Annotated in this window: 20 protein-coding genes and 3 tRNA genes; 9 read left to right on the forward strand and 14 right to left on the reverse strand. The window is 68.0% G+C overall.

The features are described 5' to 3' along the window. Positions 1-68: 68 nt before the first annotated feature. Positions 69-155: transfer RNA gene (locus tag DEJ02_RS07385), tRNA-Leu, on the reverse strand. 86 nt (positions 156-241) lie between these two features. Between DEJ02_RS07385 and DEJ02_RS07390 the strand changes: the two genes are divergently transcribed. From DEJ02_RS07390 to pknB, 7 genes are all read left to right on the forward strand, one after another. Continuing rightward, positions 242-922, forward strand: a complete 681-nt coding sequence (locus DEJ02_RS07390) for a DUF3662 and FHA domain-containing protein (protein ID WP_017887797.1) — start codon at positions 242-244, stop codon at positions 920-922. Further along, positions 919-1470 (forward strand): FHA domain-containing protein, encoded by a 552-nt coding sequence (locus DEJ02_RS07395; RefSeq protein ID WP_071404144.1) that lies wholly within the window; start codon positions 919-921, stop codon positions 1468-1470. The genes DEJ02_RS07390 and DEJ02_RS07395 overlap by 4 nt, the downstream gene beginning before the upstream one ends. A 6-nt stretch (positions 1471-1476) precedes the next feature. Beyond that, the gene (locus DEJ02_RS07400; RefSeq protein ID WP_111032512.1) at positions 1477-2829 is read left to right on the forward strand and encodes a Stp1/IreP family PP2C-type Ser/Thr phosphatase; all 1353 of its coding nucleotides are present in this window, start codon (positions 1477-1479) and stop codon (positions 2827-2829) included. After that, positions 2826-4271, forward strand: a complete 1446-nt coding sequence (locus DEJ02_RS07405) for an FtsW/RodA/SpoVE family cell cycle protein (protein WP_071404142.1) — start codon at positions 2826-2828, stop codon at positions 4269-4271. The genes DEJ02_RS07400 and DEJ02_RS07405 overlap by 4 nt, the downstream gene beginning before the upstream one ends. After that, a complete protein-coding gene (locus DEJ02_RS07410; RefSeq protein ID WP_110863675.1) occupies positions 4268-5722 on the forward strand; it encodes a penicillin-binding protein 2 in 1455 nt (484 codons plus the stop codon). The genes DEJ02_RS07405 and DEJ02_RS07410 overlap by 4 nt, the downstream gene beginning before the upstream one ends. After that, positions 5719-7485 (forward strand): serine/threonine-protein kinase, encoded by a 1767-nt coding sequence (locus DEJ02_RS07415; RefSeq protein ID WP_111032513.1) that lies wholly within the window; start codon positions 5719-5721, stop codon positions 7483-7485. The genes DEJ02_RS07410 and DEJ02_RS07415 overlap by 4 nt, the downstream gene beginning before the upstream one ends. Before the next feature lie 121 nt (positions 7486-7606). Beyond that, positions 7607-9439, forward strand: a complete 1833-nt coding sequence (gene pknB / locus DEJ02_RS07420; RefSeq protein WP_258378684.1) for a Stk1 family PASTA domain-containing Ser/Thr kinase — start codon at positions 7607-7609, stop codon at positions 9437-9439. A 270-nt stretch (positions 9440-9709) separates the two neighbouring features. On the opposite strand, the gene DEJ02_RS07425 is transcribed toward pknB, so the two are convergent. Then, positions 9710-10354, reverse strand: a complete 645-nt coding sequence (locus DEJ02_RS07425; protein WP_111022494.1) for an aminodeoxychorismate/anthranilate synthase component II — start codon at positions 10352-10354, stop codon at positions 9710-9712. Between the two features lie 81 nt (positions 10355-10435). Here DEJ02_RS07425 and DEJ02_RS07430 point away from each other — a divergent pair, with 81 nt between their 5' ends. Next, a complete protein-coding gene (locus DEJ02_RS07430; protein ID WP_071404137.1) occupies positions 10436-10690 on the forward strand; it encodes a cell division protein CrgA in 255 nt (84 codons plus the stop codon). A gap of 349 nt (positions 10691-11039) precedes the next feature. On the opposite strand, the gene DEJ02_RS07435 is transcribed toward DEJ02_RS07430, so the two are convergent. Together DEJ02_RS07435 and DEJ02_RS07440 are read right to left on the reverse strand one after the other, a co-directional pair. Continuing rightward, entirely contained in the window at positions 11040-11663 is a 624-nt protein-coding gene (locus tag DEJ02_RS07435) for a rhomboid family intramembrane serine protease (protein ID WP_258378685.1), read from the reverse strand. A gap of 238 nt (positions 11664-11901) precedes the next feature. Further along, positions 11902-12441 (reverse strand): peptidylprolyl isomerase, encoded by a 540-nt coding sequence (locus DEJ02_RS07440; protein ID WP_111032516.1) that lies wholly within the window; start codon positions 12439-12441, stop codon positions 11902-11904. 115 nt (positions 12442-12556) lie between these two features. Here DEJ02_RS07440 and DEJ02_RS07445 point away from each other — a divergent pair, with 115 nt between their 5' ends. Then, complete coding sequence (locus DEJ02_RS07445) at positions 12557-13132, forward strand: hypothetical protein (protein ID WP_111022496.1); 576 nt, start codon at positions 12557-12559, stop codon at positions 13130-13132. A gap of 414 nt (positions 13133-13546) precedes the next feature. On the opposite strand, the gene DEJ02_RS07450 is transcribed toward DEJ02_RS07445, so the two are convergent. From DEJ02_RS07450 to dnaA, 10 genes are all read right to left on the reverse strand, one after another. Continuing rightward, positions 13547-13619, reverse strand: a tRNA-Ala gene (locus DEJ02_RS07450). Positions 13620-13675: 56 nt separating this feature from the next. Further along, positions 13676-13752 (reverse strand) — tRNA-Ile (locus tag DEJ02_RS07455). Positions 13753-13827: 75 nt separating this feature from the next. Then, positions 13828-14235 carry a DUF3566 domain-containing protein gene (locus DEJ02_RS07460; protein ID WP_027466922.1) on the reverse strand — a complete coding sequence of 136 codons (408 nt, stop codon included), beginning with the start codon at positions 14233-14235 and terminating at the stop codon, positions 13828-13830. Next, positions 14228-16885, reverse strand: a complete 2658-nt coding sequence (gene gyrA, locus DEJ02_RS07465; protein WP_111032517.1) for a DNA gyrase subunit A — start codon at positions 16883-16885, stop codon at positions 14228-14230. Before gyrA ends, DEJ02_RS07460 begins: the two co-directional genes overlap by 8 nt. 114 nt (positions 16886-16999) lie before the next feature. Then, the gene (gene gyrB / locus DEJ02_RS07470) at positions 17000-19003 is read right to left on the reverse strand and encodes a DNA topoisomerase (ATP-hydrolyzing) subunit B (RefSeq protein WP_111032518.1); all 2004 of its coding nucleotides are present in this window, start codon (positions 19001-19003) and stop codon (positions 17000-17002) included. Between the two features lie 133 nt (positions 19004-19136). Further along, positions 19137-19637 carry a DUF721 domain-containing protein gene (locus DEJ02_RS07475; protein ID WP_027466919.1) on the reverse strand — a complete coding sequence of 167 codons (501 nt, stop codon included), beginning with the start codon at positions 19635-19637 and terminating at the stop codon, positions 19137-19139. After that, positions 19637-20932 carry a DNA replication/repair protein RecF gene (gene recF / locus DEJ02_RS07480; RefSeq protein WP_111032519.1) on the reverse strand — a complete coding sequence of 432 codons (1296 nt, stop codon included), beginning with the start codon at positions 20930-20932 and terminating at the stop codon, positions 19637-19639. Before recF ends, DEJ02_RS07475 begins: the two co-directional genes overlap by 1 nt. Before the next feature lie 31 nt (positions 20933-20963). After that, a complete protein-coding gene (gene gnd, locus DEJ02_RS07485) occupies positions 20964-21851 on the reverse strand; it encodes a phosphogluconate dehydrogenase (NAD(+)-dependent, decarboxylating) (RefSeq protein ID WP_110863683.1) in 888 nt (295 codons plus the stop codon). Between the two features lie 71 nt (positions 21852-21922). After that, positions 21923-23068 carry a DNA polymerase III subunit beta gene (gene dnaN / locus DEJ02_RS07490; protein ID WP_027466916.1) on the reverse strand — a complete coding sequence of 382 codons (1146 nt, stop codon included), beginning with the start codon at positions 23066-23068 and terminating at the stop codon, positions 21923-21925. 407 nt (positions 23069-23475) lie between these two features. After that, the gene (gene dnaA, locus DEJ02_RS07495) at positions 23476-24930 is read right to left on the reverse strand and encodes a chromosomal replication initiator protein DnaA (RefSeq protein WP_027466915.1); all 1455 of its coding nucleotides are present in this window, start codon (positions 24928-24930) and stop codon (positions 23476-23478) included. Positions 24931-25093: the final 163 nt, after the last annotated feature.

The raw sequence follows: 25093 nt of genomic DNA on the forward strand, positions 1-25093 counted from the left end.
CCGTCCCCGGCCCGCGCCGAGAAACAGGAAAGGCCCCGGATTCCTCCGGGGCCTTTCCTGTTTTCGCCTGGTGCGCGAGGGGGGACTTGAACCCCCACGCCGTTTCCAGCACACGGACCTGAACCGTGCGCGTCTACCAATTCCGCCACTCGCGCCAGCCCCGAAACACTACCACGCACAGACGGGTGTCAACGCCAACCACTACCATGCAGTGGTTGACGACCGACGACACGGGAGACGCATGGGCCTGCTGGACAACTTCGAGCGAGGGTTGGAACGCGCCGTCAACGGCGCGTTCGCGAAGACCTTCCGCTCCGGGGTGCAGCCCGTCGAGATCTCGAGCGCCCTGCGGCGCGAGCTCGACACGAAGGCCGCGGTGGTCTCCCGCGAGCGCATCCTCGTGCCGAACGAGTTCACCGTGCGCCTGGCACCGCCGGACTGCACGCGCATGAACGACGTCGGTCGCCCGCTCATCGACGAACTGACCCAGATGGTGCACCAACACGCCGTCGCGCAGAACTACTCGTTCTCCGGCCCGGTCACCATCCGGCTCCAGCAGGACGGCACGCTCTCGACGGGCATCCTGCAGGTCGACTCCACCACCGTGCAGCGCGACGTGGCCTGGATCCCGGTGCTCGACATCGGCTCGCAGCGACACCGACTGCACCGCGGGCGCACGGTGATCGGGCGCGGCAGCGACGCGGACATCACCATCGCGGACACCGGGACGAGCCGGAAGCACGTCGAGGTGCTGTGGGACGGCAAGCACGCCCAGGCCACCGATCTCGGCTCCACGAACGGCTCGAAACTGAACGGTCAGCACTTCCAGCAGGCGATCGTTGAGCCGGACTCCACCATCGAGATCGGTCGTACCCGTATGGTGTTCCGGGTGATCCCGGAGAACGACGGAGGTGCTCGATGACCACAGGCCTGACCCTGCTCGTCCTGCGCTTCGCGTTCCTCGCGGTGCTCTGGCTGTTCGTCTTCGTGATCGTGTTCGCCCTGCGCAGCGATCTCTTCGGCCAGCGCGTCCGCACGATCCCGACCGATCCCAAGTCGGCGCCGTCCGGGCCCAGCACCCCCACCGTCCCCGCTGCGGCGGCCCCCGGGCCCGCCTCGAGCGGTGCCTTCACAGACGTGATCGGTCAACCGAGCAGTGGGCAACGGCCCGCCTCGCCGGCCGCGGCCCGACTCGTCATCACCGAGGGTGCGCGCGAGGGCATGGAGATGCCGCTGGGTGGCGGCCCCATCACGATCGGGCGTTCGAGCGAGTCGAACGTCGTGATCCGTGACGACTACACCTCGACCAACCACGCCCGCCTCGACCTCCGCGCCGACGGCTGGCTCCTCACCGACCTCGAGTCCACGAACGGCACCTTCGTCAACGGTCAGAAGGTGAGCGCTCCCGTCCTCGTGGCAGAGGGCACGCCCATCACGATCGGGACGACGACGTTCGAGCTGCGGCGGTAACCCGGCATGACCGCTCGCACGCTGAGCGCCGCTGTGTCCCACGTGGGGCGCATCCGCGCGAACAACCAGGACTCCGGCTACGCCGGGGCGCACCTGTTCGCGGTGGCGGACGGCATGGGCGGCCACGCCGGCGGTGACGTCGCCTCGGCGATAGCGATCCGACGCATCCGCGAGGTCGACCGCGAGTTCCCGTCGGCGCACGACGCCGAGTTCGCGCTGCAGTCGGCGCTCATCGCGGCGAACCAGCTGATCACCGAGACCGTGTTCGAGCACCAGGAGCTCACCGGCATGGGCACCACGGTGTCCGCGATGATCCGCGTCGGCGAGCAGATCGCGATCGCGCACATCGGCGACTCCCGCATCTACCGTCACCGCGACGGCGAGCTGCAGCAGATCACGTCGGACCACACCTTCGTCCAGCGGCTGGTCGACAGCGGCCGGATCACGCCGGAGGAAGCCGCGGTCCACCCGCGTCGCTCCGTGCTGATGCGCGTGCTCGGCGACGTCGACGCCGCACCCGAGGTCGACACGGCGATCATGGACATCCAGCCGGGCGACCGCTGGCTGCTCTGCTCCGACGGCCTGTCCTCGTACCTGGCCGAAGAACGCATCCGCCACGCCCTGGCCTCGAACATGGACGCCAACCAGGTCACGCAGCGCCTGGTGAAGGAGACGCTCGACCACGGCGCCCCCGACAACGTCACCGTCGTGGTGATGGACGTCACGGACACCGAACCCGAGGACGACGACGACGCGGCCACCACGGTCGGCTCCGCCGCGGCACCGCTCACCTTCGAGGCGTCGACCGGCCGCAAGCCGATCCGCCTCCCCACGATCCTGCTGCACCCGCTCAAGGTCACCACCGCCCCCGAGGACTCGCACTTCGAACCCGAGTCCGACCAGTTCTTCGCCGAGCTCATCGCCGAGGACCGCCGACGTCGCATCCGTCGTCGGGTGTCCTGGACCGTCGCGCTCGTGGTCGCGGTCGCGGTGCTCGTCGGCGCGGTGTTCGTCGGCTGGCGGATCACGCAGGACCACTACTACGTCGGCACCGACCGGGGCACCGTCGCGATCTACAAGGGCGTGCAGCAGTCGATCGGGCCGTTGGCGCTGTCGGACGTGTACGAGGACAGCGACATCACGGTCTCGTCGCTGCCGGACTACACCCGCGAGAACGTCCGCTCGACGATCAACGCGCAGTCACTCTCCGACGCCCGTGACATCGTCGAGCGCCTGCGCAAGGCCGCCGCGACCGGTGAGGACCAGGCCGGCACCGGTGGGGACGGCGACGCCAGCTCGTCCCCGTCGCCCTCGCCGACCCGCTCGCCGTCGCCGAGCCCCACGCGGAGCGCGCGATGAGCAACGCCACGGCCGCCCAGTCCTTCACCCAGGCGATCACGATCAAGCTCCGGGAGCCTGCCCGCGCGCGGAACCTCGAGCTCTTCCTGCTCGTCATCGCGTGCGGCATCTGCGCGGGTGCGATGGTGCTCGTGCAGCTCGGCACCAAGGGCCGGCTGTTCGACCAGTCGGTGCTCTGGGTCGGCGGCGGCATCCTCGGCCTCGCGCTGGTCATGCACGTGGTGCTGCGGGTCGTGGCGAAGAACGCCGACCCGTTCATCCTGCCGATCGCGCTCGTCCTGAACGGCATCGGCATCGCCGAGATCTACCGCATCGACGTCCACAACGGCCTGTCCGGCTGGGACGCCATCGGCGTGAAGCAGATCGTCTGGACGATGCTCGCGATGGTCCTGGCGATCATCACGCTCGTCGCCGTCCGGAACCACCGGTTCCTGCAGCGGTACCGGTACATCTTCATGGCGCTGACGATCGTCCTGCTGCTCCTGCCGATGCTGCCGGGGATCGGCACGAACATCGGTGGCGCGCGTGTCTGGATCAAGATCGGCCCGTTCTCGTTCCAGCCCGGTGAGCTCGCGAAGATCACCATGGCGCTGTTCTTCGCCGGGTACCTCGTCACCGCCCGTGACTCGCTGTCGATCGTCGGCAAGAAGTTCCTCGGCATGACGTTCCCGCGTGCCCGTGACCTCGGCCCGATCCTGGTCATGTGGGGCGCCGCGATGGCCGTCCTGGTGTTCCAGCGCGACCTCGGCACCGCCCTGCTCTACTTCGGCCTGTTCCTGGTGATGATCTACGTCGCCACGGCACGCATCAGCTGGGTCGCGATCGGTCTCACGCTGTTCATCGGTGGCGCCCTCGTCGCGCAGAGCGTCCTGGAGTACGTCCGCGGTCGCTTCGAACAGTGGCTCGACCCGTTCAACCAAGAGGTCTTCAGCCGCGACACCCAGGCGAGCTACCAGCTGGTGCAGGGCCTGTTCGGCTTCGCGAACGGCGGGATCACCGGCACGGGGCTCGGGCAGGGCCGGCCGTACATCACGCCGGTCGCCAACGCCGACTACATCGTCGCGTCGCTCGGTGAAGAGCTCGGCCTGATCGGCGTCTTCGCGATCCTCGCCCTCTTCATCGTGTTCGCCTCGCGTGGCATCCGCGTCGGGTTCATGGCGCAGGACGACTTCGGCAAGCTGCTCGGGGTCGGCTTCGGCTTCATCATCGCCCTGCAGGTGTTCGTCGTCGTCGGCGGCATCACCCGGATCATCCCGGTGACCGGTCTGACCACGCCGTTCATGGCCGCCGGTGGTTCCTCGCTCATCGCCAACTGGATCATCGCCGCGATGCTGCTGCGACTCACCGATTCCATCCCAGCCGAACAACGCGTCCAGCAGGGCGCGATCCCCGCCGCGAGCGGGCGGTCTGCGCGCGCGACCAGGAAGGAGCGTCGTCGATGAACCGACAGCTCCGCGGTGTCTCGACCGTCATCGTGCTCATGTTCGTCGCACTCTTCGTGTCGACGACGTCGATCCAGTTCTTCGCGGCCGACTCGTTGCGCGCCGACTCCCGGAACTCCCGAACCATCTTGGACAGTTACTCCACCAAGCGCGGCGCGATCCTCGTCGACGGCAGCCCGATCGCCGAGTCGACCCCGGTGGACGACCAGTACCAGTACCAGCGGAAGTACACGAACGGCGACCTGTACTCCGCGGTCACCGGGTACTTCACGATCGGGCAGGGCAACACCGGCATCGAGAGCGCGGAGAACACCGTGCTCTCGGGCAACTCGGACGCCTCGTTCTTCCAGAACCTCAACTCGATCCTCACCGGCCAGGACGTCCAGGGCGACAACGTCAACCTGACCATCGACCCGGACGTGCAGCAGGCCGCGTACGACGCGCTCGGCACCAACAGCGGCGCCGTCGTCGCGATCCAGCCGAAGACCGGCAAGATCCTCGCGATGGTGTCGAAGCCGAGCTACGACCCGAACTCGCTCACCTCGCACGACACGGCCGAGGTCAAGCGGCAGTACGACGCGCTGCTCGGGGCCGACACCGCCCCGCTGCAGAACCGTGCCATCGGCGGCGACCTGTACACCCCCGGATCGGTGTTCAAGCTCGTGGTGGCCTCGGCGGCACTCGAGGGTGGCAAGTACAACCTCGACTCCACGTTCCCGAACCCGTCGCGACTGCAGCTGCCCGGTACGAGCTCGTACATCAACAACGCCGAGGGTGGCACCTGCGGCGGCGGCGACAAGGTCAAGCTGCGCACGGCCATCCAGTACTCGTGCAACATCCCGTTCGCCGAACTCGGCCAGAAGCTCGGGTACGACGCGATCAAGAGCATGGCCGACAAGTACGGCTTCGGCGACGCGATCGAGATCCCGATGGCGGCGACCGCCAGCCAGTACCCCGACGTCGACTCGACGGCCCAGCTCATGCTGAGCGCCTTCGGCCAGGCGAGCGTCCGGGTCTCCCCGCTGCAGATGGCGATGGTGTCGGCCGGCATCGCGAACGGCGGCAAGGTCATGCAGCCCTCACTCGTCGACTCGATCACCACGAGCGACCTGAAGACGGTCGAGTCCTTCTCCCCGAAGCAGTACAGTGATCCGCTGTCGTCCTCCGAGTCCGCTGACCTCACCGAGGCCATGCAGAGCGTCGTGAGCGCGGGGACCGGTACCAATGCCAAGATCGACGGTGTCGACGTCGCCGGCAAGACCGGCACGGCCGAAGGTGGCACCGGCGATCCCTACACGCTCTGGTTCACGGGGTTCGCCCCCGCCAAGGACCCGGAGGTGGCCGTCGCGGTCGTCGTCGGGAACGGCGGCGGGCTCGGGCAGTCCGGAGTCGGCAACACGGTCGCGGCCCCGGTCGCGAAGAAAGTCATGGAGGCGGTGCTGAACAAATGAGACCCACCAGCGGACTCACCTTCGGTGGGCGGTACCAGCTCTCCTCCCGGGTCGCCATCGGCGGCATGGGCGAGGTGTGGCAGGCGACCGACCTCGTCATCGGCCGAACCGTCGCACTCAAGATCCTCAAGGACGAGTACCTCGGTGACCCCGGCTTCCTCGAGCGCTTCCGCGCCGAGGCCCGGCACGCCGCCCTCGTCAACCACGAGGGCATCGCCAACGTCTTCGACTACGGCGAGGAGGACGGCAGTGCCTACCTCGTGATGGAGCTCGTCCCCGGCGAAGCCCTGTCGACCATGATCGAGCGCGAGCACACGCTCCCGGTCGACAAGGTGCTCGACATCGTCGCGCAGACCGCGAACGCCCTGCAGGCCGCACACGCGGTCGGCCTGGTGCACCGCGACATCAAGCCCGGCAACCTGCTCATCACGCCCGACGGCCGCGTCAAGATCACCGACTTCGGCATCGCCCGAATCGCCGACCAGGTCCCGCTCACCGCGACCGGTCAGGTGATGGGCACGGTGCAGTACCTGTCGCCCGAGCAGGCGAGCGGCCACCCCGCCTCGCCGTCGACCGACATCTACTCGCTCGGCATCGTCGCGTACGAGGCCCTGGCGGGTCGTCGTCCGTTCACCGGTGAGTCGCAGGTCGCGATCGCGATGGCGCACATCAACGAGCAGCCGCCGCCGCTGCCCGGGGACATCCCCGAGCCCGTCTCGGCCCTGGTCATCTCGTGCATCGCGAAGAAGCCGGCCGACCGTCCCGCGACGGCCGCGAACCTCGCCCGCGCCGCACAGGCGCTCCGCCGTGGTGACGTCGCCGCAGCCACCGTGGCCGTCCCCGCGATCGCGCAGAACGGCACCGTCGCGTTCAACCCGCCCCAGGGCCAGGGGAACGACGCCGCGACCGCACTCCTCGGCACCCAGGCCGGAGCGATGGCCGGCGGACCGGGCACCCCCCGCTCGCCCGTCTCCGACGAGCCCGAGGAACCGAAGAAGAAGCGCGCCTGGATCTGGTGGGTCGTCGGCATCATCGTGGTGCTCGCCCTCGCCGCCGGCGCCGCGTACGCCCTGAACGCGAACAACGCCCCGGAACCCGAGCCCACGAAGTCCTCGAGCGCGCCGAAGCCGACCCGCACGCCCACGCAGACCCCGTCCCCCGAGCCGACCGAGACCCGCGTCACGGTCTCGGCGGCGGACTACCAGGGGCAGAACGCCGAGCAGGTCGCGAACCAGCTCCGCGCGCGGGGCCTGCAGGCCGAGGTCGTCGCCGGGTCGAACGCCACGTCGTCCGACCAGGTCGGCACCGTCGAGTCGCTCAGCCCCGAGGGCAGCCTGGCTCCCGGCACCCTCGTCACCGTCAAGGCGTTCGGCGACGTGCTGACCGCAGCGGCGCCCGAGCGTGCCACCGGCGGGACCGTCAGCGAGTCCGGTCGTGTGACCTTCAGCTGGCCCGCGTACACGAGCTGCCCCGCCGGGTACTCGGACGTCAGCTACACGTACACGATCGACAACGGCACCGTCCCCTCGAACGGCAGCAGCTCCGGCTCCACCTCCGGTACCGCGGTGACCGTCGCCGGCGCCCAGTACGGCAAGGTGACCCTGTCGTACAAGGTGACCTGCAAGTCGCCGCAGTCCGATTCCTCGGTGGTCTCCGCGTCCTCGCCGGGCGCGCAGGTCGAGTGGACCGAGCCCACGGACCAGGAGACGACCAACCCGGACGACGGGATCAACCCCACCGAGACCCCGCAAGACGACCTGTGAACGACCCCCGGACGGGGACTGTCGACACCGTTCGGTAACGGTTCGGTCGACCCCTCCCTGACCAGCGTCTCACCAGGTGGTGCTGCCGTACACTAGCCCGGACGAACAGACGGAGGAGTACGTGCCAGAAGGTGTGACCGCGGGGATCACGCTCCTCGCCAATCGCTACGAGATCGGTGACGTCATCGGTCGGGGCGGCATGGCGACCGTGCACCTCGGCAACGACACCCGCCTCGGCCGCAAGGTCGCGGTGAAGCTCCTCAAGCCGAGCCTCGCCAACGACCCGGCCTTCCGCACGCGGTTCCGGCAGGAAGCCCAGGCCGCTGCACGCATGGCGCACCCCACCGTCGTCCGCGTGTACGACGCCGGCGAAGAGACGGTGTCCGAGCCGTCAGGCGCCGAGGTGCAGGTCCCCTTCATCGTCATGGAGTACGTCGAGGGCCGTCCGCTCTCCGACATCATCGCGGAGGGCGCCGTCGCCCCGGACGAAGCCGTACGCATCACCGAGGGCATCCTCACCGCGCTCGAGTACTCGCACCGTGCCGGCGTGGTCCACCGTGACATCAAGCCCGCCAACGTCATGGTCACCCACACCGGCCAGGTCAAGGTCATGGACTTCGGCATCGCCCGGGCCATCACCGACACCTCGGCGACGGTCGCGCAGACCACGTCGATCCTCGGCACCGCCTCGTACTTCTCACCGGAGCAGGCCCGCGGCGAGACCGTCGACGCCCGCACCGACCTCTACTCCACCGGCGTCGTGCTCTTCGAGCTCCTCACCGGTCGTGCACCGTTCCTCGGGGACACCCCGGTGGCGGTCGCCTACCAGCACGTCAGCGAGCAGCCGGTCGCACCGTCGACGATCTCGCCCGACGTGTCCCCGGCCCTCGACGCCGTGACCCTCCACGCCCTGGTCAAGGACCGCACGCGCCGGTTCCAGAACGCGGCCGAGTTCCGCTCGGACCTGCAGCAGGCCGCAGCCGGCCGGGTGCCCGCGTCGACGAAGAAGCAGCAGCAGAACGCGGCGAACGACGCCTCGACCGTGCTCTTCGGCGTCGACCCCCGCACGACGACCAACGCCGCATCGGCGTTCCGTGAACTCGACGACGACACCGCCGAGCACCGACCGCAGCGCACGCAGAACCGTCCCCCGGTGGCGTGGATCTGGGTCGGCATCCTGCTCACCGTCGCGGTCATCGTCGCCGTGGTGTTCTTCGTCGCGAACCTGCAGCCGGGCAAGCCGCCGGTGTCGTCCTCGGTCAGCGTGCCCAACGTGGCAGGGTCGACCTACAGCGCCGCGGCCAGTGCCCTCGACAAGAAGGACCTCAAGCCCGTCAAGGTCGAGGAGAACTCCGACAGCGTCGACAAGGGCACCGTCATCCGGACGGACCCGGGCTCCGGGGTGAACGTCGGGCGCAACCAGAACGTCAACGTCGTGGTCTCCCTCGGCCCGGAACGCGTCCCCGTGCCCGAGCTCAACGGGCAGTCGCAAGCGGCTGCGCAACAGTCCCTCGACGACGCCGGGTTCCGTCTCGGCGCGATCTCGAGCGACTACTCGGCCGACGTCCCCGAGGGCACCGTGCTGAGCTCCGACCCCGAGTCGGGTTCCCTGCACACCAAGGGCATCGTGATCAACCTCACGATCTCCAACGGCAAGGTGCAGCTGCCCGACGTCACGCAGCAGCAGTACTCGGCGGCGAAGGCCACCGTCGAGCAGCTCGGGCTCACCGTGAACCCGGCGCCGTCCTACTCGTGCACCGGCGGACTCGTCACCCAGCAGGACACCCCTGCCGGAGACGTCGCCCAGGGCAGCGCCGTCACGCTCACCTACTGCGCGCGAGCTGCGGCGCCGCCGAAGGCACCGTCGTCGAACAACGACAACGACAACAACGACAGCGGCGGCAACAGCGCGAACAACGATCGCGGTGACGACCAGGGCGACGACGGCCGCTGAGCCGACCGTCTCCTGACGCGACCGACCTGACGGACGGGTGACGGGCCTCCCGTCCGTCCTCCGTGCCCACAGGCACGTCCGCTCGTCGCCTTCGCTCCTGACGGCCTGGAGGCAGGGCGCACGCCCGCAACCGACGGCACGTCACGCAGACGGTGCGGTCCAGTGCCGGAAGACGCCGTCGTGTCGGCACGACGCCCCCGAATGCACGAGACGCCGCCGGATCCGGCGGCGTCTCGATGACACGACGGCGTCTGCCGCCGCGGGCGTTCGTCAGGCGCGGTGCGTCGCGATGAGCGGCCCGAGGTCGGCGGCGCGTTCGGCGGCTCCCGACAGCCCGGTGGTCTCGAGCCAGTTGCCGACCATGCGGTACCCGCCCTCGGTCAGGACCGACTCGGGGTGGAACTGCACGCCGAACACGGGGTGCGCGCGGTGCTGGACGCCCATGATGACCCCGCCCTCGGTCCGCGCGGTCACGGTGAGCTCGTCGGGGACGGTGCCGTCGACGATCGCGAGCGAGTGGTAGCGCGTGGCCGTGAAGGGGTGCGGGACGCCGGCGAAGAGCGCGCTGTCGTCGTGGTCGACCTCGGAGGTCTTGCCGTGCATGAGCTCCTCGGCGTGCGTGACCGTGGCGCCGAGTGCCTCCGCGATGGCCTGGTGTCCGAGGCAGACACCGAGCAGCGGGGTCTCGGCGGCGATGGCCGCGTGCACCGTGGGGATCGAGACGCCGGCAGCCGCCGGTGTTCCCGGGCCGGGCGACAGCAGCACGCCGTCGTACTCGGCGATGCGGTCGGCGATCTCGGACTCGGGGAAGGCATCGTTGCGCACGACGTCGGTCTCGGCGCCGAGCTGCTGCACGTACCCGTTGAGCGTGTAGACGAAGCTGTCGTAGTTGTCGACGACGAGGATCCTGGTCATGGCGGTTCACCGTACTCGTGGGAGATGTGTGCGGCGGTCCGCGGGCCGATCCACACACGTGGTCACGGTAGGATACCGGCCATGGCCAAGGACAAGGACCGCACCAAGCCCGCCCGGACGACCCGAGCTGACTCGGTCGACACCGCGGGGGACGCCCCCAACCCGGTGTGGTTCAAGCCGGTCATGTTCGGCTTCATGCTCATCGGTCTGGTGTGGGTGATCGTCTTCTACATCTCGAACGCCACGCTGCCGGTTCCGAGCCTCGGCTCGTGGAACATCGTCGTCGGCTTCGGCATCATGTTCGTCGGCTTCCTCATGACCACCCGCTGGCGCTGACCCCCAGCCCGCTGTCCTCCCGACGCCCGTCGCACCGCAAGGTGCGGCGGGCGTCGTCGTTCTCCACAAGCTCGGGCGTTCCGGGAACGCACATCCTCGAGGATCCCGCCGTTCTCCACACTTTTCCCCACTCTCCACACCGTCATCCACACCCCGACCCCGGAGTTATCCACAACCGATTCCACAGTGGGGATAATCACACTGGTGTAACTCACCAACTTCTCCACACCTGTGGATAACTCCCAGTGCCGCTGTGGACAGCTGTGGATGAGCAGGACGCGGACAGCCCTGGGAACGACGAACGCCCCGCCGCAGTGCGACGGGGCGTTCGGGGAGCGTTGTGGCCGCGTCAGCCGATCGTGACCGCGTACCCGACAGCGGTGAGCGCGATGCCGAGCACCGCCGCGCCGATGATCAGCGCGATCTGCAGCCGACGCTTCCGGATGTTGCGCGTCTGTGCGAAGACGAAGCCCATCAGGAAGCCGCCGATGATCCCGCCGACGTGCGCCTGCCACGAGATGTTGACGCCGGGCAGGAACCCGATGACCAGGTTCAGTCCCATGAGCACGAGGAGCTGCACGGCGTTGTTCCCCAGGCTGCGCTGCAGCACGAAGAACGCGGCGAACAGCCCGAAGATCGCACCCGAAGCACCCAGCACGGTCGTCCCCGGCGCCAGGAAGGTGACGAGCATGGACCCGAAGATCCCCGTGATGAAGTACAGCGCCACGAACCGCCAGGTGCCGAGCATGTTCTCGAGCATGCGACCGAAGATCCAGAGCGCCCACATGTTGAACAGGATGTGGAAGATGCCCGAGTGCACGAACAGCGAGGTCACCACACGCCAGGGCTGCGTCGGCAGCAGGAACGAGTTGTAGGCGAGCAAGCTCGTGAAGAACCGCCCGCTGACCTGGTCGAGCAACCAGATCGCCACCGTGATCGCCACGATGACGGTCGTGCCCTTCTGGTCGAGCATGGCGAAACGCCGCCGAGCGACCGTCAGCCCGCTGGGGGCTCCGGACGCTCGGCGGTTCGCTGCGAACTGTGCGCGCTGTTCACGCACGCACTCCGGGCAGTGCACCCCGACTGCCGCCGGCGTCTGGCACTCCGGGCAGATCGTCCGCCCACAGCGCTGGCAGAGCACGAAGCTCTGCCGGTCCGGATGCCGGTAGCAGGTGTTGTTCGGGTTGTACGCCTGGTCGGTCACGTGCTGGTCAGACGCCTTCGACGTCGATGCTCTGGATGACGACGTCCTCGACGGGCTTGTCACGACCGTCGGTCTGGACGCCCTCGATCGCGTCGACGACCGCGCGGGACTCGTCGTCGGCGACCTCACCGAAGATGGTGTGCTTGCCCTGCAGCCACGGCGTCGCCACCGTGGTGATGAAGAACTGCGAGCCGTTGGTGCCGCGGCCGCCCTGGATGCCGGCGTTCGCCATGGCGAAGATGTAGGGGTTCTGGAACGTGAGCTCCGGGGAGATCTCGTCGTCGAAGCGGTACCCGGGGCCACCGATGCCCTGGCCGAGCGGGTCGCCGCCCTGGATCATGAAGTCCTTGATGATGCGGTGGAAGATCACGCCGTCGTAGAGCTTGTCGGTCGAGACCTTGCCCGTGCCGGGGTGGGTCCACTCCTGCTGGCCCGTGGCGAGGTCGACGAAGTTCTTGACGGTCTTCGGTGCGTGGTTGCCGAACAGGTTGACGCGGATGTCGCCCTTGTTGGTGTGGATCGTTGCGACAGCGGTGTGCAGAGACATGTTCCGATTCTCGCATGTACTCCTGACCGCGGACGGATTGCACAGCTGCGGTTCCGTGACCTGTCAGGCAGTGTGGTGGCAGGATGGGGTCACGCCGATCCGATGGAGGTACCAGATGACGACGATCGAGATCCCGCGAAAGCGTCGGAAGCAGATCAAGAAGCTCAAGGGCCAGACCGCCTCGCTCCTCGGCGAGCAGCGCAAGGTCCTCGAGCACGCGAACGCGATCCTGGCTGAGGCCCGGTCGAACGCCGCGGACGCAGCTCGCAAGGACATCGCACCCCGCGTGCAGAACGCGATCGACAACGGGATCCGTCCCGCGTTCGCCACCGGCGTGCACGCTGCCACCTCGGCAGCGCAGAGCGCTTCGCACAAGTTCCAGTCCGAGGTGGTCCCCGGACTCGTCTCGACCGCTGGCTCGGTGCTGAGCGTGACCGACCTCGCGAAGGACCCCCGGGTCAAGAAGATCGTGAAGAACGCCCAGAAGAAGGGCAAGAAGGCCAAGAAGGCCGCTGCGAAGTACGTCCCGTCGCAGCAGAAGAAGGGTCTCGGCTTCGGCGGAGTCGCACTCATCATCGTCGGCGTCGTCGCCGTCGCCGGTGCTGCGTACGCCGCGTACCAGACGCTCCGCGCCGACGACGACCTGTGGGTCGCCGACGACGCTGACACGGCGGAGAAGCCCGCCGCCTGACCTCCCGGTTCGTACGAAGGGCCCCGGCTGCTGCCGGGGCCCTTCGTCGTTCCCCGGGCCTGGCGTCCACAGACCCGCGCACGACGACCGGCCTGGAGCGCGCCCACCTACCTGCCTGGAGGCGCAGACCGGCCTGACCCCGCGCCTCCCGTCCGCCATGCGCTTGCGCAACACGCCCCGGGGCAGCCACCGAGAGGTCGCAACCTGTCGCTCAGACGACGCGCAGACGACAGTTCCAACCACCTCGGCCAACCACACGCGGCATGTCGTGACCACTCGACAAGAAGCAACCCGCAGGCAGATTGGCCGACCGAGCCGCCCGCGACGATCGCGCCGCAGGGGCGGCGGCGCGCATGGGCACAGAACGAAGCCCCTGGGCAGACGACGGAGTCGGCAACCAGGGGCTGATGCGAGTGGAGCCTGGGAGAATCGAACTCCCGACATCCTGCTTGCAAAGCAGGCGCTCTACCAACTGAGCTAAGGCCCCGAGTACCACCGAGGTGATCGGCGACGGGATGGAATTGTCGTGCTGTTCCGGAGAACTGGTGGGGCTACAAGGACTTGAACCTTGGACCTCTTCGTTATCAGCGAAGCGCTCTAACCGCCTGAGCTATAGCCCCTCAGACCGGATGAAAGCCTACCGTACGATCCCGCCGGAACGAAATCGAGCAGTGGGCTCATCCGGCCCGGGTGTGTCAGTTGTTCGTGAAGCCCACGAGCAGACCGCCCGTGATCCGAACACTGAGGTTGTAGAGCACGCTCACGATGGCGCCGAGCACGGTGCCGACGACCACGTTGAGGATGCCCACGACGATGGAGAACCCGAGCACCTGGCCCAGCGAGAACTGGTCCATGATCGAGTAACTGTTCTGCCCGGTGACGTCCTTCAACAGGGCGTCGACCTGGGTGAACACACCCGTCTGGTTGAGGATGACCCACACCAGTGCCGTGGCGACTACGATCACGATGCTGCCGGCCAGGGCGATGAGGAAGCTCAGCTTCACCATTGACCAGAAGTCGACGTAGACCAGTCGCAACCGCACCTGGCGGGTGCCGACGGGTCGCTTCGCCTTCTTCTGGAGCTTCTCGGCGACACTACTCATTGCTTGACTGGTCCTCTCCGGCCTCGTCTGCGACGGGCTCGGTGTCGATGGGATCAGTGGAATCCGGGGCCGCTTCGGCTGGGCCGACCGTCTCCACCGGGCCCGCGGGCTCGATCTCGGCGTCGTCCTGGTCGTCCAGGTTCCGCTCGGTGTTCCGGGCCACCGCGATGATCCGGTCGTTCTCCGCGAACCTCGCGAAGACGACGCCCATCGTGTCACGGCCCTTGGCAGGGACCTCGGCCACGGCAGACCTTACCACCTTGCCCGATTGCAGCACGACGAGCACCTCGTCGTCCTCGCCGACGATGAGAGCGCCCACAAGATCGCCTCGGTCGAGCGCCAACTTGGCCACCTTGATGCCCAGACCACCACGGCCCTGCACCCGGTACTGGTCGACCGCGGTGCGCTTGGCGTAGCCGCCCTCGGTCATCACCCAGACGAAGCCGTCGTCGGAGACGACCCGGGCCGCGAGCAGCGAGTCGCCGTCGCGGAAGGACATGCCCTTCACGCCCGAGGTCGAGCGACCCATCGGACGCAGGGTGTCGTTCGTCGCCGTGAACCGGAGCGACATGCCCTGGCGGGACACCAGGAGCAGGTCGTCGTGCTCGTCGACGAGCAGCGCCTGGCGGAGCTTGTCGCCGTCGCGCAGGTTGATCGCGATGATGCCGCCGGTGCGGTTCGTGTCGTACTCGGTGAGCGCGGTCTTTTTGACCAGACCGTGCTCGGTCGCGAGGACGAGGTACTGCGCCACCTCGTAGTCGCGGATGTCGAGCACCTGCTGGATCTGCTCGTCGGGCTGCATCGCGAGCAGGTTCGCGACGTGCTGGCCCTTCGCGTCGCGGCCGGCCTCCTGCAGCTCGTACGCCTTGGCGCGGTAGACCCGGCCCTGGTCGGTGAGGAACAGGAGCCAGTGGTGCGTCGTCGTGACGAAGAAGTGCTCGACGATGTCGTCCGCGCGGAGCTGGGCCCCGCGGACACCTCGGCCGCCACGGTGCTGCGAGCGGTACTGGTCGCTGCGCGTGCGCTTGACGTAGCCACCGCGGGTGATGGTGACGACCATCTCCTCTTCGGGGATCAGGTCTTCCATCGACATGTCGCCGTCGTAGCCGAACATGATCTCGGTACGGCGGTCGTCGCCGAAGCGGTCGACGATCTCGCTCAGCTCGTCGCGGATGATCGAGCGCTGGCGGCTCTCCGACCCGAGGATGTCCTGGAAGTCGGCGATCTTGCGCTCGAGCTCTTCGGCCTCGTCGTGGATCTTCTGACGCTCGAGGGCGGCGAGACGACGGAGCTGCAGCTCGAGGATCGCACGCGCCTGGATCTCGTCGACGGACAGCAGGTCCATCAGGCCGGTGCGGGCCTCTTCGACGTCGGGCGAGCGACGGATGAGCGCGATGACCTCGTCGAGGGCGTCGAGCGCGGCCAGGTAGCCGCGCAGGATGTGGGCGCGCTTCTCGGCCTCGCGCAGACGGAACTGCGTGCGGCGGACGATGACGTCGACCTGGTGGGCGACCCACGCCGAGATGAAGCCGTCGAGCGGCAGGGTGCGGGGCACCCCGTCGACGATCGCGAGCATGTTCGCGCCGAAGTTCTCCTGCAGCTGGGTGTGCTTGTACAGGTTGTTCAGCACGACCTTGGCGACGGCGTCACGCTTCAGCACGATGACCAGGCGCTGCCCGGTACGGCCGGAGGTCTCGTCACGGATGTCGGCGACACCTGCGAGCTTGCCGTCCTTGACCAGCTCGGCGATCTTGATCGCCAGGTTGTCGGGGTTGACCTGGTACGGCAGCTCGGTGACGACGAGGCAGGTGCGACCCTGGATCTCCTCCACCGAGACGACGGCACGCATCGTGATCGAGCCACGGCCGGTGCGGTAGGCGTCCTGGATGCCCTTGGTGCCGAGCACCTGTGCGCCGGTCGGGAAGTCCGGGCCCTTGATGCGCTGCATGAGCGCGGCGAGCAGCTCTTCACGGGTGGCGTCGGGGTTGTCGAGCGCCCACTTGGCGCCCTCGGCGACCTCGCGCAGGTTGTGCGGCGGGATGTTCGTGGCCATGCCGACCGCGATGCCGACCGAGCCGTTGACGAGCAGGTTCGGGAACCGGGCCGGCAGGATCGCCGGCTCCTGGGTGCGGCCGTCGTAGTTGTCCTGGAAGTCGACGGTGTCCTCGTCGATGTCGCGGACCATCTCGAGCGCGAGCGGCGCCATCTTCGTCTCGGTGTACCGCGGGGCGGCGGCGCCGTCGTTGCCCGGCGAACCGAAGTTGCCCTGGCCGAGCGCGAGCGGGTACCGGAGCGACCACGGCTGCACCAGGCGGACGAGGGCGTCGTAGATCGCCGAGTCACCGTGCGGGTGGAACTGGCCCATGACGTCACCGACGACGCGGGAGCACTTCGAGAACGCACGGTCCGGGCGGTAGCCGCCGTCGAACATCGCGTAGATCACACGGCGGTGCACCGGCTTGAGGCCGTCGCGGACCTCCGGCAGGGCACGACCGACGATGACCGACATCGCGTAGTCGAGGTACGAGCGCTGCATCTCGAGCTGCAGGTCGACCTGCGAGATGCGGTCACCGGAGACGACGATGTCCCCACTGTCGCCGTGGACGATCTCGGGCTGCTCGTCGGCGCCGTTCTCGTTGTCGTCAGCCATGTGGCTTCGTTCCCTTTCTGGACAGCCTGGAGGCTGTGGTTCCGTTGGTCGCGCCGGGCGCGACCACAGGTGGTCAGGACTGGTCGACGCGGCTCACGCCGCGCCTCCTGGCCGTTAGATGTCGAGGAAGCGGACGTCCTTGGCGTTCTGCTGGATGAACTGGCGACGTGCGTCGACGTCTTCACCCATCAGGGTCGAGAAGGTGCTGTCGACCGCAGCCGCGTCCTCGAGCGTGACCTGCAGGAGCGTGCGGGTGTCCGGGTTCATCGTGGTGTCCCAGAGCTCCTTGTAGTCCATCTCGCCGAGGCCCTTGTACCGCTGGATCCCGTTGTCCTTCGGGATGCGCTTGCCGGCTGCGAGGCCGGCCTGCATCAGGGCGTCGCGCTCCCGGTCGCTGAAGACGTACTCGTGCGCCGAGTTCGACCACTTCAGGCGGTACAGCGGCGGCTGCGCGAGGTACACGTAGCCGTGCTCGATGAGCGGACGCATGTAGCGGAACAGCAGCGTGAGCAGCAGCGTGGTGATGTGCTGGCCGTCGACGTCGGCATCGGCCATCAGCACGATCTTGTGGTACCGGGCCTTGTCCGGGTCGAAGTCCTCACCGATGCCGGCACCGAACGCCGTGATCATCGACTGGATCTCCTGGTTGGCGAGGGCGCGGTCGAGCCGGGCCTTCTCGACGTTCAGGATCTTGCCGCGCAGGGGCAGGATCGCCTGGGTCATCGGGTTGCGGCCCTGCACGGCGGAACCGCCGGCGGAGTCACCCTCGACCATGAAGATCTCCGACACCGTCGGGTCCTTCGACTGGCAGTCCTTGAGCTTGCCGGGCATGCCGCCCGACTCGAGCAGCCCCTTGCGGCGGGTGGTCTCGCGCGCCTTGCGGGCAGCGAGCCGCGCCTGCGACGCCTGGATCGCCTTGCGGACGACGTCGCGTGCCTGCGTCGGGTTGCTCTCGAACCAGTGGGTCAGCTCGGTGCCGACGACGCGCTGCACGAACGACTTCGCCTCGGTGTTGCCGAGCTTGGTCTTCGTCTGCCCCTCGAACTGCGGCTCGCCGAGCTTCACGGAGATGACGGCCGTCAGCCCTTCGCGGATGTCGTCACCCGTGAGGTTGTCGTCCTTCTCCTTGATGATCTTCGTCTCGCGCGCGTAGCGGTTGACGAGGGTCGTCAGTGCGGCGCGGAAGCCCTCTTCGTGGGTGCCGCCCTCGTGCGTGTTGATCGTGTTCGCGAAGGTGTGGACGCTCTCCTGGTACGAGGTGTTCCACTGCATCGCGACCTCGAGCGCGATCTTGCGCTCCGGGTCCTCGGACTCGAAGCCGATGACGTCCGGGTGGACGAGGTCGGCCTTCTTCTGCGCGTTGATGTACTCGACGTAGTCGGCGAGACCACGCTCGTACATGAACGTGTCGTTGCGCGCTTCTTCCCCTTTTTCCGGGGCGCGCTCGTCGCGGAGGTTGATCCGCAGGCCCTTGTTCAGGAAGGCCATCTGCTGGAACCGCGTGCGCAGGGTCTCGTAGTCGAAGACGACGGACTCGAAGATCTCGGCGTTCGGCCAGAACGTGATCGTCGTGCCGGTCTCGTCGGTCTCTTCGTCCTTGGAGACGGGCGCGACGGGGACACCGTCGGTGTAGCTCTGGCGCCAGACGTGGCCCTGCCGACGGACCTCGACGTCGAGCTCGGAGCTCAGCGCGTTCACGACGGACGAACCGACGCCGTGCAGACCGCCGGAGACGGCGTAGCCGCCACCGCCGAACTTGCCGCCGGCGTGCAGGACGGTGAGGACGACCTGCAGGGTCGAGACCCCCTCGGCCGCGTGGACGTCGACCGGGATGCCACGGCCGTTGTCGACGACGCGGACGCCACCGTCTTCACGGATGCTCACGTCGATGGTGTCGCAGTACCCGGCGAGGGCTTCGTCGACGGAGTTGTCGACGATCTCCTGGACCAGGTGGTGCAGACCGCGGGGGCCGGTCGAACCGATGTACATACCTGGGCGCTTGCGGACGGCCTCGAGCCCCTCGAGCACCTGAATCTGGTCTGCGCCGTAAGACGGTTCGCTCTGCGGGGTCTCCGCGCCGAGCGGGTTCTGCCGGTCGTCTTCAGATTCTGCTGCCATGTCGAGCGTGCTCCTGCCTGCGCGCGGAACGCCCGCGCACTGCACCTCCCAGTCTACCGCAGAGCCCCCTCTTTCGAGGGCTCATCTGCCCCACAGACGGGCTTTTCTGGCACTCCAGGATGATTTCGTCGCCTCAACCGTAGGTGTCGCGAGGACCGCGCCCCTGGACCGTCCTGGGGCCGCGTTTCCACGTGGGGGCGTCCGGGCCGGAAACCCTGATCGACTCGACCCCGGCTTCGGGGTGCCGTTCCGCGATGGTCGTCGTGACCGTCGCACGCATCAGTCGGAGCTGGGTCGCCCATGCCGTCGAGTCGCACCGGATGACGAGTGCGCCGTCCTCGATGGTGACCGGTCGGGAGTGCTTCGCCAGCTCCTCGCCGACGACGCTCGGCCAGTCCACGAAGAGCTCGGAACGGGCGAGGGGTTCGGTCCAACCGAGTTCCTGGGCGAGCGAACCGACGATGTCCGCGAGGCCCTTCGGCTCGCGGCCGCGCCCGTACGGCACGGTGTCGGCGTCGAACTCTCGGGCACGTCGACGGCGGGCATCGGTTCCGCGCTTGGACGGGTCGCCGAACACCGCGCGCAGGTGGCGGTACACCTGCGAGGGTTCGGTGGGCTTGCGGGGCTTCGGCATCAGGCGTCGGCTTCGGTCGGGTCCGTCTTGCTGTCCGCGACGGTCGCGTCGGTCCCGTCCGTTGCGTCGATCGCGTCGGTCCCGTCCGTCGCGTCCGTCGCCGGACTGGAGGCCCGGGTCGCGTCCGCCTCGTCGGTCACGATCGTGCCCGCCTCGATCCGGACGGTGTGCGCCGCCAGCTTCCCGGGCACGTCACCGAAGACCGCGGCCGTGATGAGCACCTGCTCGTAGTCGGCGACGGCGTTCGCCAGCCGTTCCCGACGCGATTCGTCGAGCTCGGCGAAGACGTCGTCGAGGATGATGATCGGGTCGCCCAGGTTCGACTCAGCGCGCAGGATCGAGGCGCTCGCGAGCTGGATGGCCAGGGCGAAGGACCAGGACTCGCCGTGACTGGCGTACCCGCGGGCAGGTAACCCGTTCAGCTGGAACAGAACGTCGTCCCGGTGCGGCCCCACGAGGGTGAGCCCGCGGTCGAGTTCGTCCCGGCGACGGCGCTCGAGGGCGGCCGCGAACGCTTCGGCAGCCGACGCGACCGTGACGGGCTCGTCGGGGGTCCCGAGCACGGGGTCGGTCGCCGCCGCGGACTCGGGGTCGCCACCGCGGATCGACAGGACTCCGGTGATCGAGGCGTCGTGGTGCTCGCCGGCGACGGTCGCGTAGGCCTCCGCCACGAAGGGTGCGAGCCGGCGGGTCAGGTGGTCACGCGCCGCGACGATCTCGGCGCCGAGTCCGACGAGCCGGTCGTCCCAGACGTCGAGCGTCGACAGGGCGTTCGCCTTCGCGCCGGTGGCACGGGCCGACTTGAGCAGGGTGTTCCGCTGCCGGAGCGTGCGGTCGTAGTCGGCGAGCACGCCCTGCATCCGCGGTGCGATCTGGCCGAGCAGCTCGTCGAGCATCCGGCGTCGCCCGGCCGGCTCGCCCCGCACGAGGGCGAGGTCCTCCGGGGCGAAGAGCACGCTCGTGCAGTAGCGCGGCAGCTCCCGCGGCTTGATCGCCGACCGGTTCACCTGCGCACGGTTCGCACCGGTGCGGTTGATCTGCACCTCGGCGAGGATGCTGCGGTCCTCGTGCGCGAGTCGGGCCCGGACGATCGCGGCGTCACATCCCTGACGGACGAGCGCTGCGTCGGTGGGGACGCGGTGCGAGCCGAGGGTGGAGAGGTACCCGATCGCCTCGACCAGGTTGGTCTTGCCCTGTCCGTTGCGTCCGACGAACAGGTTCGGCCCGCGTGCGAGGTCGACGTCCGCCTCCCGGTAGTTCCGGAAGTCGGTCAGTTGGAGATGGTCGACGTGCACGCGGGCCGAGTCCGGGTTCCCCCGGGAAGTCCTAGGACTTCTTGACGGCGTGACCGCCGAACTGGTTGCGGAGCGCCGCGACGGCCTTCATCGTCGGCGAGGCGCTGCCCTGACGCGAGACGAAGCGCGCGAAGATCGACGCCGAGAGCGCCGGCATCGGCACGGCGAGCTCGATGCCCTCTTCGAGGGTCCAGCGGCCCTCACCCGAGTCCTCGACGTAGCCCTCGAGCTCGTCGAGCTTCGGGTCCTCGTTCAGCGCGAGCACCATCAGGTCGAGCAGCCAGGAACGGACGACCGTTCCGCGCTGCCAGCCGGCGAACACGGCGGGGACGTCGGTGATCAGGTCCTTGGCCTCGAGGAGCTCGTAGCCCTCGCCGTACGCCTGCATGATCGCGTACTCGATGCCGTTGTGGACCATCTTCGCGTAGTGGCCGGCGCCGATCGGGCCGGCGTGCGAGAAGCCCTCTTCACGGGGACCCTCGGGACGCAGCGCGTCGAACACGGGCATCGCGAACTCGACGTCCGCGGCGTCACCGCCGACCATCAGGCCGTAGCCGTTGTCCTTGCCCCAGACACCACCGGAGACGCCGGCGTCCATGTAGCGGATGCCGCGCGCAGCGAGCTGCTCGGCGTGCGTGGTGTCGTCCAGCCACTTCGAGTTGCCACCGTCGATGACCAGGTCGCCCTCGCCGAGGACACCGGCCAGGTCGGTGATCACGTCGTCGGTGATCTTGCCGTGCGGGACCATGACCCACACGAGACGCTTGCCCTCCGGGAGGGCAGCGGCGAGGGCGCCGAGGTCGGCGACGTCCGAGACGGCGGGGTTCGCGTCGTACCCGGTGACCTCGATCCCTGCGTTGCGGAGACGGGCACGCATGTTGTTGCCCATGCGACCAAGGCCGACAAGACCGATGTGCATGATTTCCTCTTCTGTTCGTCGTCGCGCTGATGCTGCCGGTGGTGTGCGCCAGCGCAGGTTGCCTGTTGCGCCTATCGCAGCAGCAGGTTCGGCTGCAGCAGGTACCGGTATCCATCGGTCGCTGCGGCCTCTTGCGAAGTCTGGCCGGTGATCAGCACCGGGCCCGGCTTGTTGGGGTTCTCCGTCTTGGTGAAGGAGATGCGGACGAACTCGGAGTGCACCGCGTTCAGCCCGTCCAGGAGGAAGGCGGGCTTCAACGAGACCACCGTTTCCTCGCCGGTCAACAACGCACTGATCGACTCTGACGCCTGCGCTTGTTCGGATCCGATCGCCTCGAGCGTGAGCCCGTCGACCGTGAAGGAGAACCGGAGCGCCGCTTCGCGCTCCAGGACGAGGGAGACCCGTCGGACCGCCTCGACGAGCTCCGCGGTGTTGATCACCGCGTGGTCGTTGACGGTCTCGGGGAAGAGCCGCCGGACCGGCGGGTAGTTGCCCTTGATGAGCAACGACGTCACGGTCTTGTCGTCGGCGTGGAACGCGATGAGCTCGCGGTCGGAGTTGCCGCTGATCGACACCGACACCGTGGACGCCGAACCGAACGTGCGGCCGACCTCCTGCAGGGTGCGGGCCGGGACCAGTGCGTGCAGGGGGTCCGAGCCGACTCGGCCGGAGTCCCACGCGATGGTGCGGACGGCGACGCGGTAGCGGTCCGTCGCGATGAGGGAGAGGTCGTTATCGCCGACCTCGAGCTGCACGCCCGTGATGACGGGGGTGACGTCGTCGCGGCTGGCGGCGACGGCGACCTGGGACACCGCTTCGGAGAACGCGTCGCCGGGGATCACACCGGTCTGCGGGCCGATCTCCGGCAGCGTCGGGTACTCCTCGACCGGCATGGACAGCAGCGTGAAGTGCGCCGATCCGCAGGAGACGGAGATCTTGGCGTCCTCGGTGGTGAACGACACGGGGGCGTTCGGCAGCCGGCTCGCGATGTCGTTCAGCAGTCGACCGGAGACCAGGACCGTGCCCGGCTCGTCGATCTGGGCCGAGATGGACGTCTGCGCCGACACCTCGTAGTCAAACGAGGAGAGCGTCAGACGATCGCCATCGGCGTGGATGAGGACGCCCGACAGGATCGGGAGGGTCGTGCGCTGCGGGAGGAGCTTCACTGCGAAGGAGACGGCTTCGGAGAAGACGTCCCGGTTGACCTCGAACTTCACAGCTGGAACCCCTGTCGATCGGCTTGGACTGTCCGGCCGCCCCATTCTGGCACAGGCGGACGGGGGCCGGATTTCTTGTCATCCCGCCGTCCACAAGGTTGTCCCGCGGAGATTGATCGTTAACCAGGAGTAATGGTGTTAACGCCTGTGCACACTGTGGATAACCCTGTGCATCCCGCTCCGCAGTAGGGAACTACACGCTTGTGACTTGTGAGCGGTGTGTGAGCGTTAACGGGATGAATGAATCTCATCTATCCACTTCCATCCCCAGTCTCCACAGGTGACCCCCCACCTGTGTACAACCGGGCGGCGTGTCCTCCACAGTTATCCACAGGCTATCCACACTGTGAGAAGTCCGGCCCATGGAACCGTCTCAGATGGTGGATGGGTCCGGGAACGGGCCGATCTCAGCGGTAACGGCGGTCCTGCTTGATGCGGCTGGTGAGCTCGGTGACCTGGTTGTAGATCGACCGACGCTCCTTCATCAGCTCGGTGATCTTCTTGTTCGCGTACATCACCGTGGTGTGGTCGCGGTTGCCGAACAGCTGCCCGATCTTGGGCAGGGACAGGCTCGTCAGCTCACGGCACAGGTACATCGCGATCTGTCGTGCCGTGGCGATCGCCTGGGAGCGGGACGACCCGTACAGGTCGTCGACGGAGAGCTTGAAGTACTCCGCGGTGTGGTTGATGATGTCCGTCGGCGCGACGACGTTGTCCTCGTCGAGGGTGATCAGGTCCTTGAGGACCGTCTGCACCAGGGCCATGTCCACGGCCGTCCGGTTCAGGCTCGCGAACGCGGTGACCCGGATCAGGGTGCCCTCGAGCTCGCGGATGTTGCTCGACACCTTCGACGCCATGAACTCGAGGATGTCGTCGGGCACCTGCAGGTGGTCGGACTGTGCCTTCTTGCGGAGGATCGCGATGCGCGTCTCGAGCTCGGGCGCCTGCACGTCGGTGATCAGGCCCCACTCGAAGCGCGATCGCATCCGGTCCTCGAACCCGGTCAGGTGCTTCGGCGCGACGTCGGACGTGATGACGACCTGCTTGTTGTGGTCGTGCAGCGTGTTGAACGTGTGGAAGAAGGCCTCCTGCGTGGAGTCCTTCCCCTGCAGGAACTGGATGTCGTCGATCAGCAGGATGTCGATGTCGCGGTACCGCTGCTGGAACTGGTTCGAGCGGTTGTTCGCGATCGAGTTGATGAAGTCGTTGGTGAACTCCTCGCTCGACACGTACCGGACGCGGATCCCCGGGTAGAGGCTCTCGGCGTAGTGCCCGATGGCGTGGAGCAGGTGGGTCTTGCCCAGCCCGGAGTCCCCGTAGATGAAGAGCGGGTTGTAGGCCTTGGCCGGTGCCTCGGCCACGGCGACCGCTGCCGCGTGCGCGAACCGGTTCGACGAGCCGATGACGAAGTTGTCGAAGTTGTACTTCGGGTTGAGTCGCGACTCGGGCCGACCGCTGGTGCCGGGAGAGTCGATCTGGCTCGGGACGAACGGCGCCTCGATGTACTGGCGCGGAGCGGCACTCTGCTCGACGGCTTCCTGCACGGGCTCGGCGTACTCGGGGACGTTCGGGTCCACCCGCGGCTCCGACGCCATGTCCGGGTTGACGGTGATGGCGAAGTTCGCGACCGAGTCGTCACCGATGCGCGCGACCGCCTCCGTGATCGGGATCCTGATGCGCTGTTCGAGCATGCCCCGGGTCAGGTCGTTCGGGACCTCGAGGTACAGGGTGCCGGCGAGCACGCCCTTCGGCTCGACCAGGTTCAGGAACCCGTGGAGCTGCGGCGTGATGCGGGGGTCCTCGGCGAGGAGTCCGAGTACGGATGACCAGAGGTCCTCGACGGGGTCGGCCGGCATCGTCATGTCGCGCTCGTCTCCAGGGGTCGTGTCGTGCGTTCACTGCCGGACGAGGGTGCGTCCTGCGGGGTCGGACATGCCGTGGCGTCCTCGGCGACCGCACTCGGGACCAGGTCGTCGCCGGCGGATCGTCGGTGGCTCCGGGGGCTTCGTCGACGCCTCGTTGCCG

The organism is Curtobacterium sp. MCLR17_042, from assembly GCF_003234695.1.
Taxonomy (GTDB): Bacteria; Actinomycetota; Actinomycetes; order Actinomycetales; family Microbacteriaceae; genus Curtobacterium; species Curtobacterium flaccumfaciens.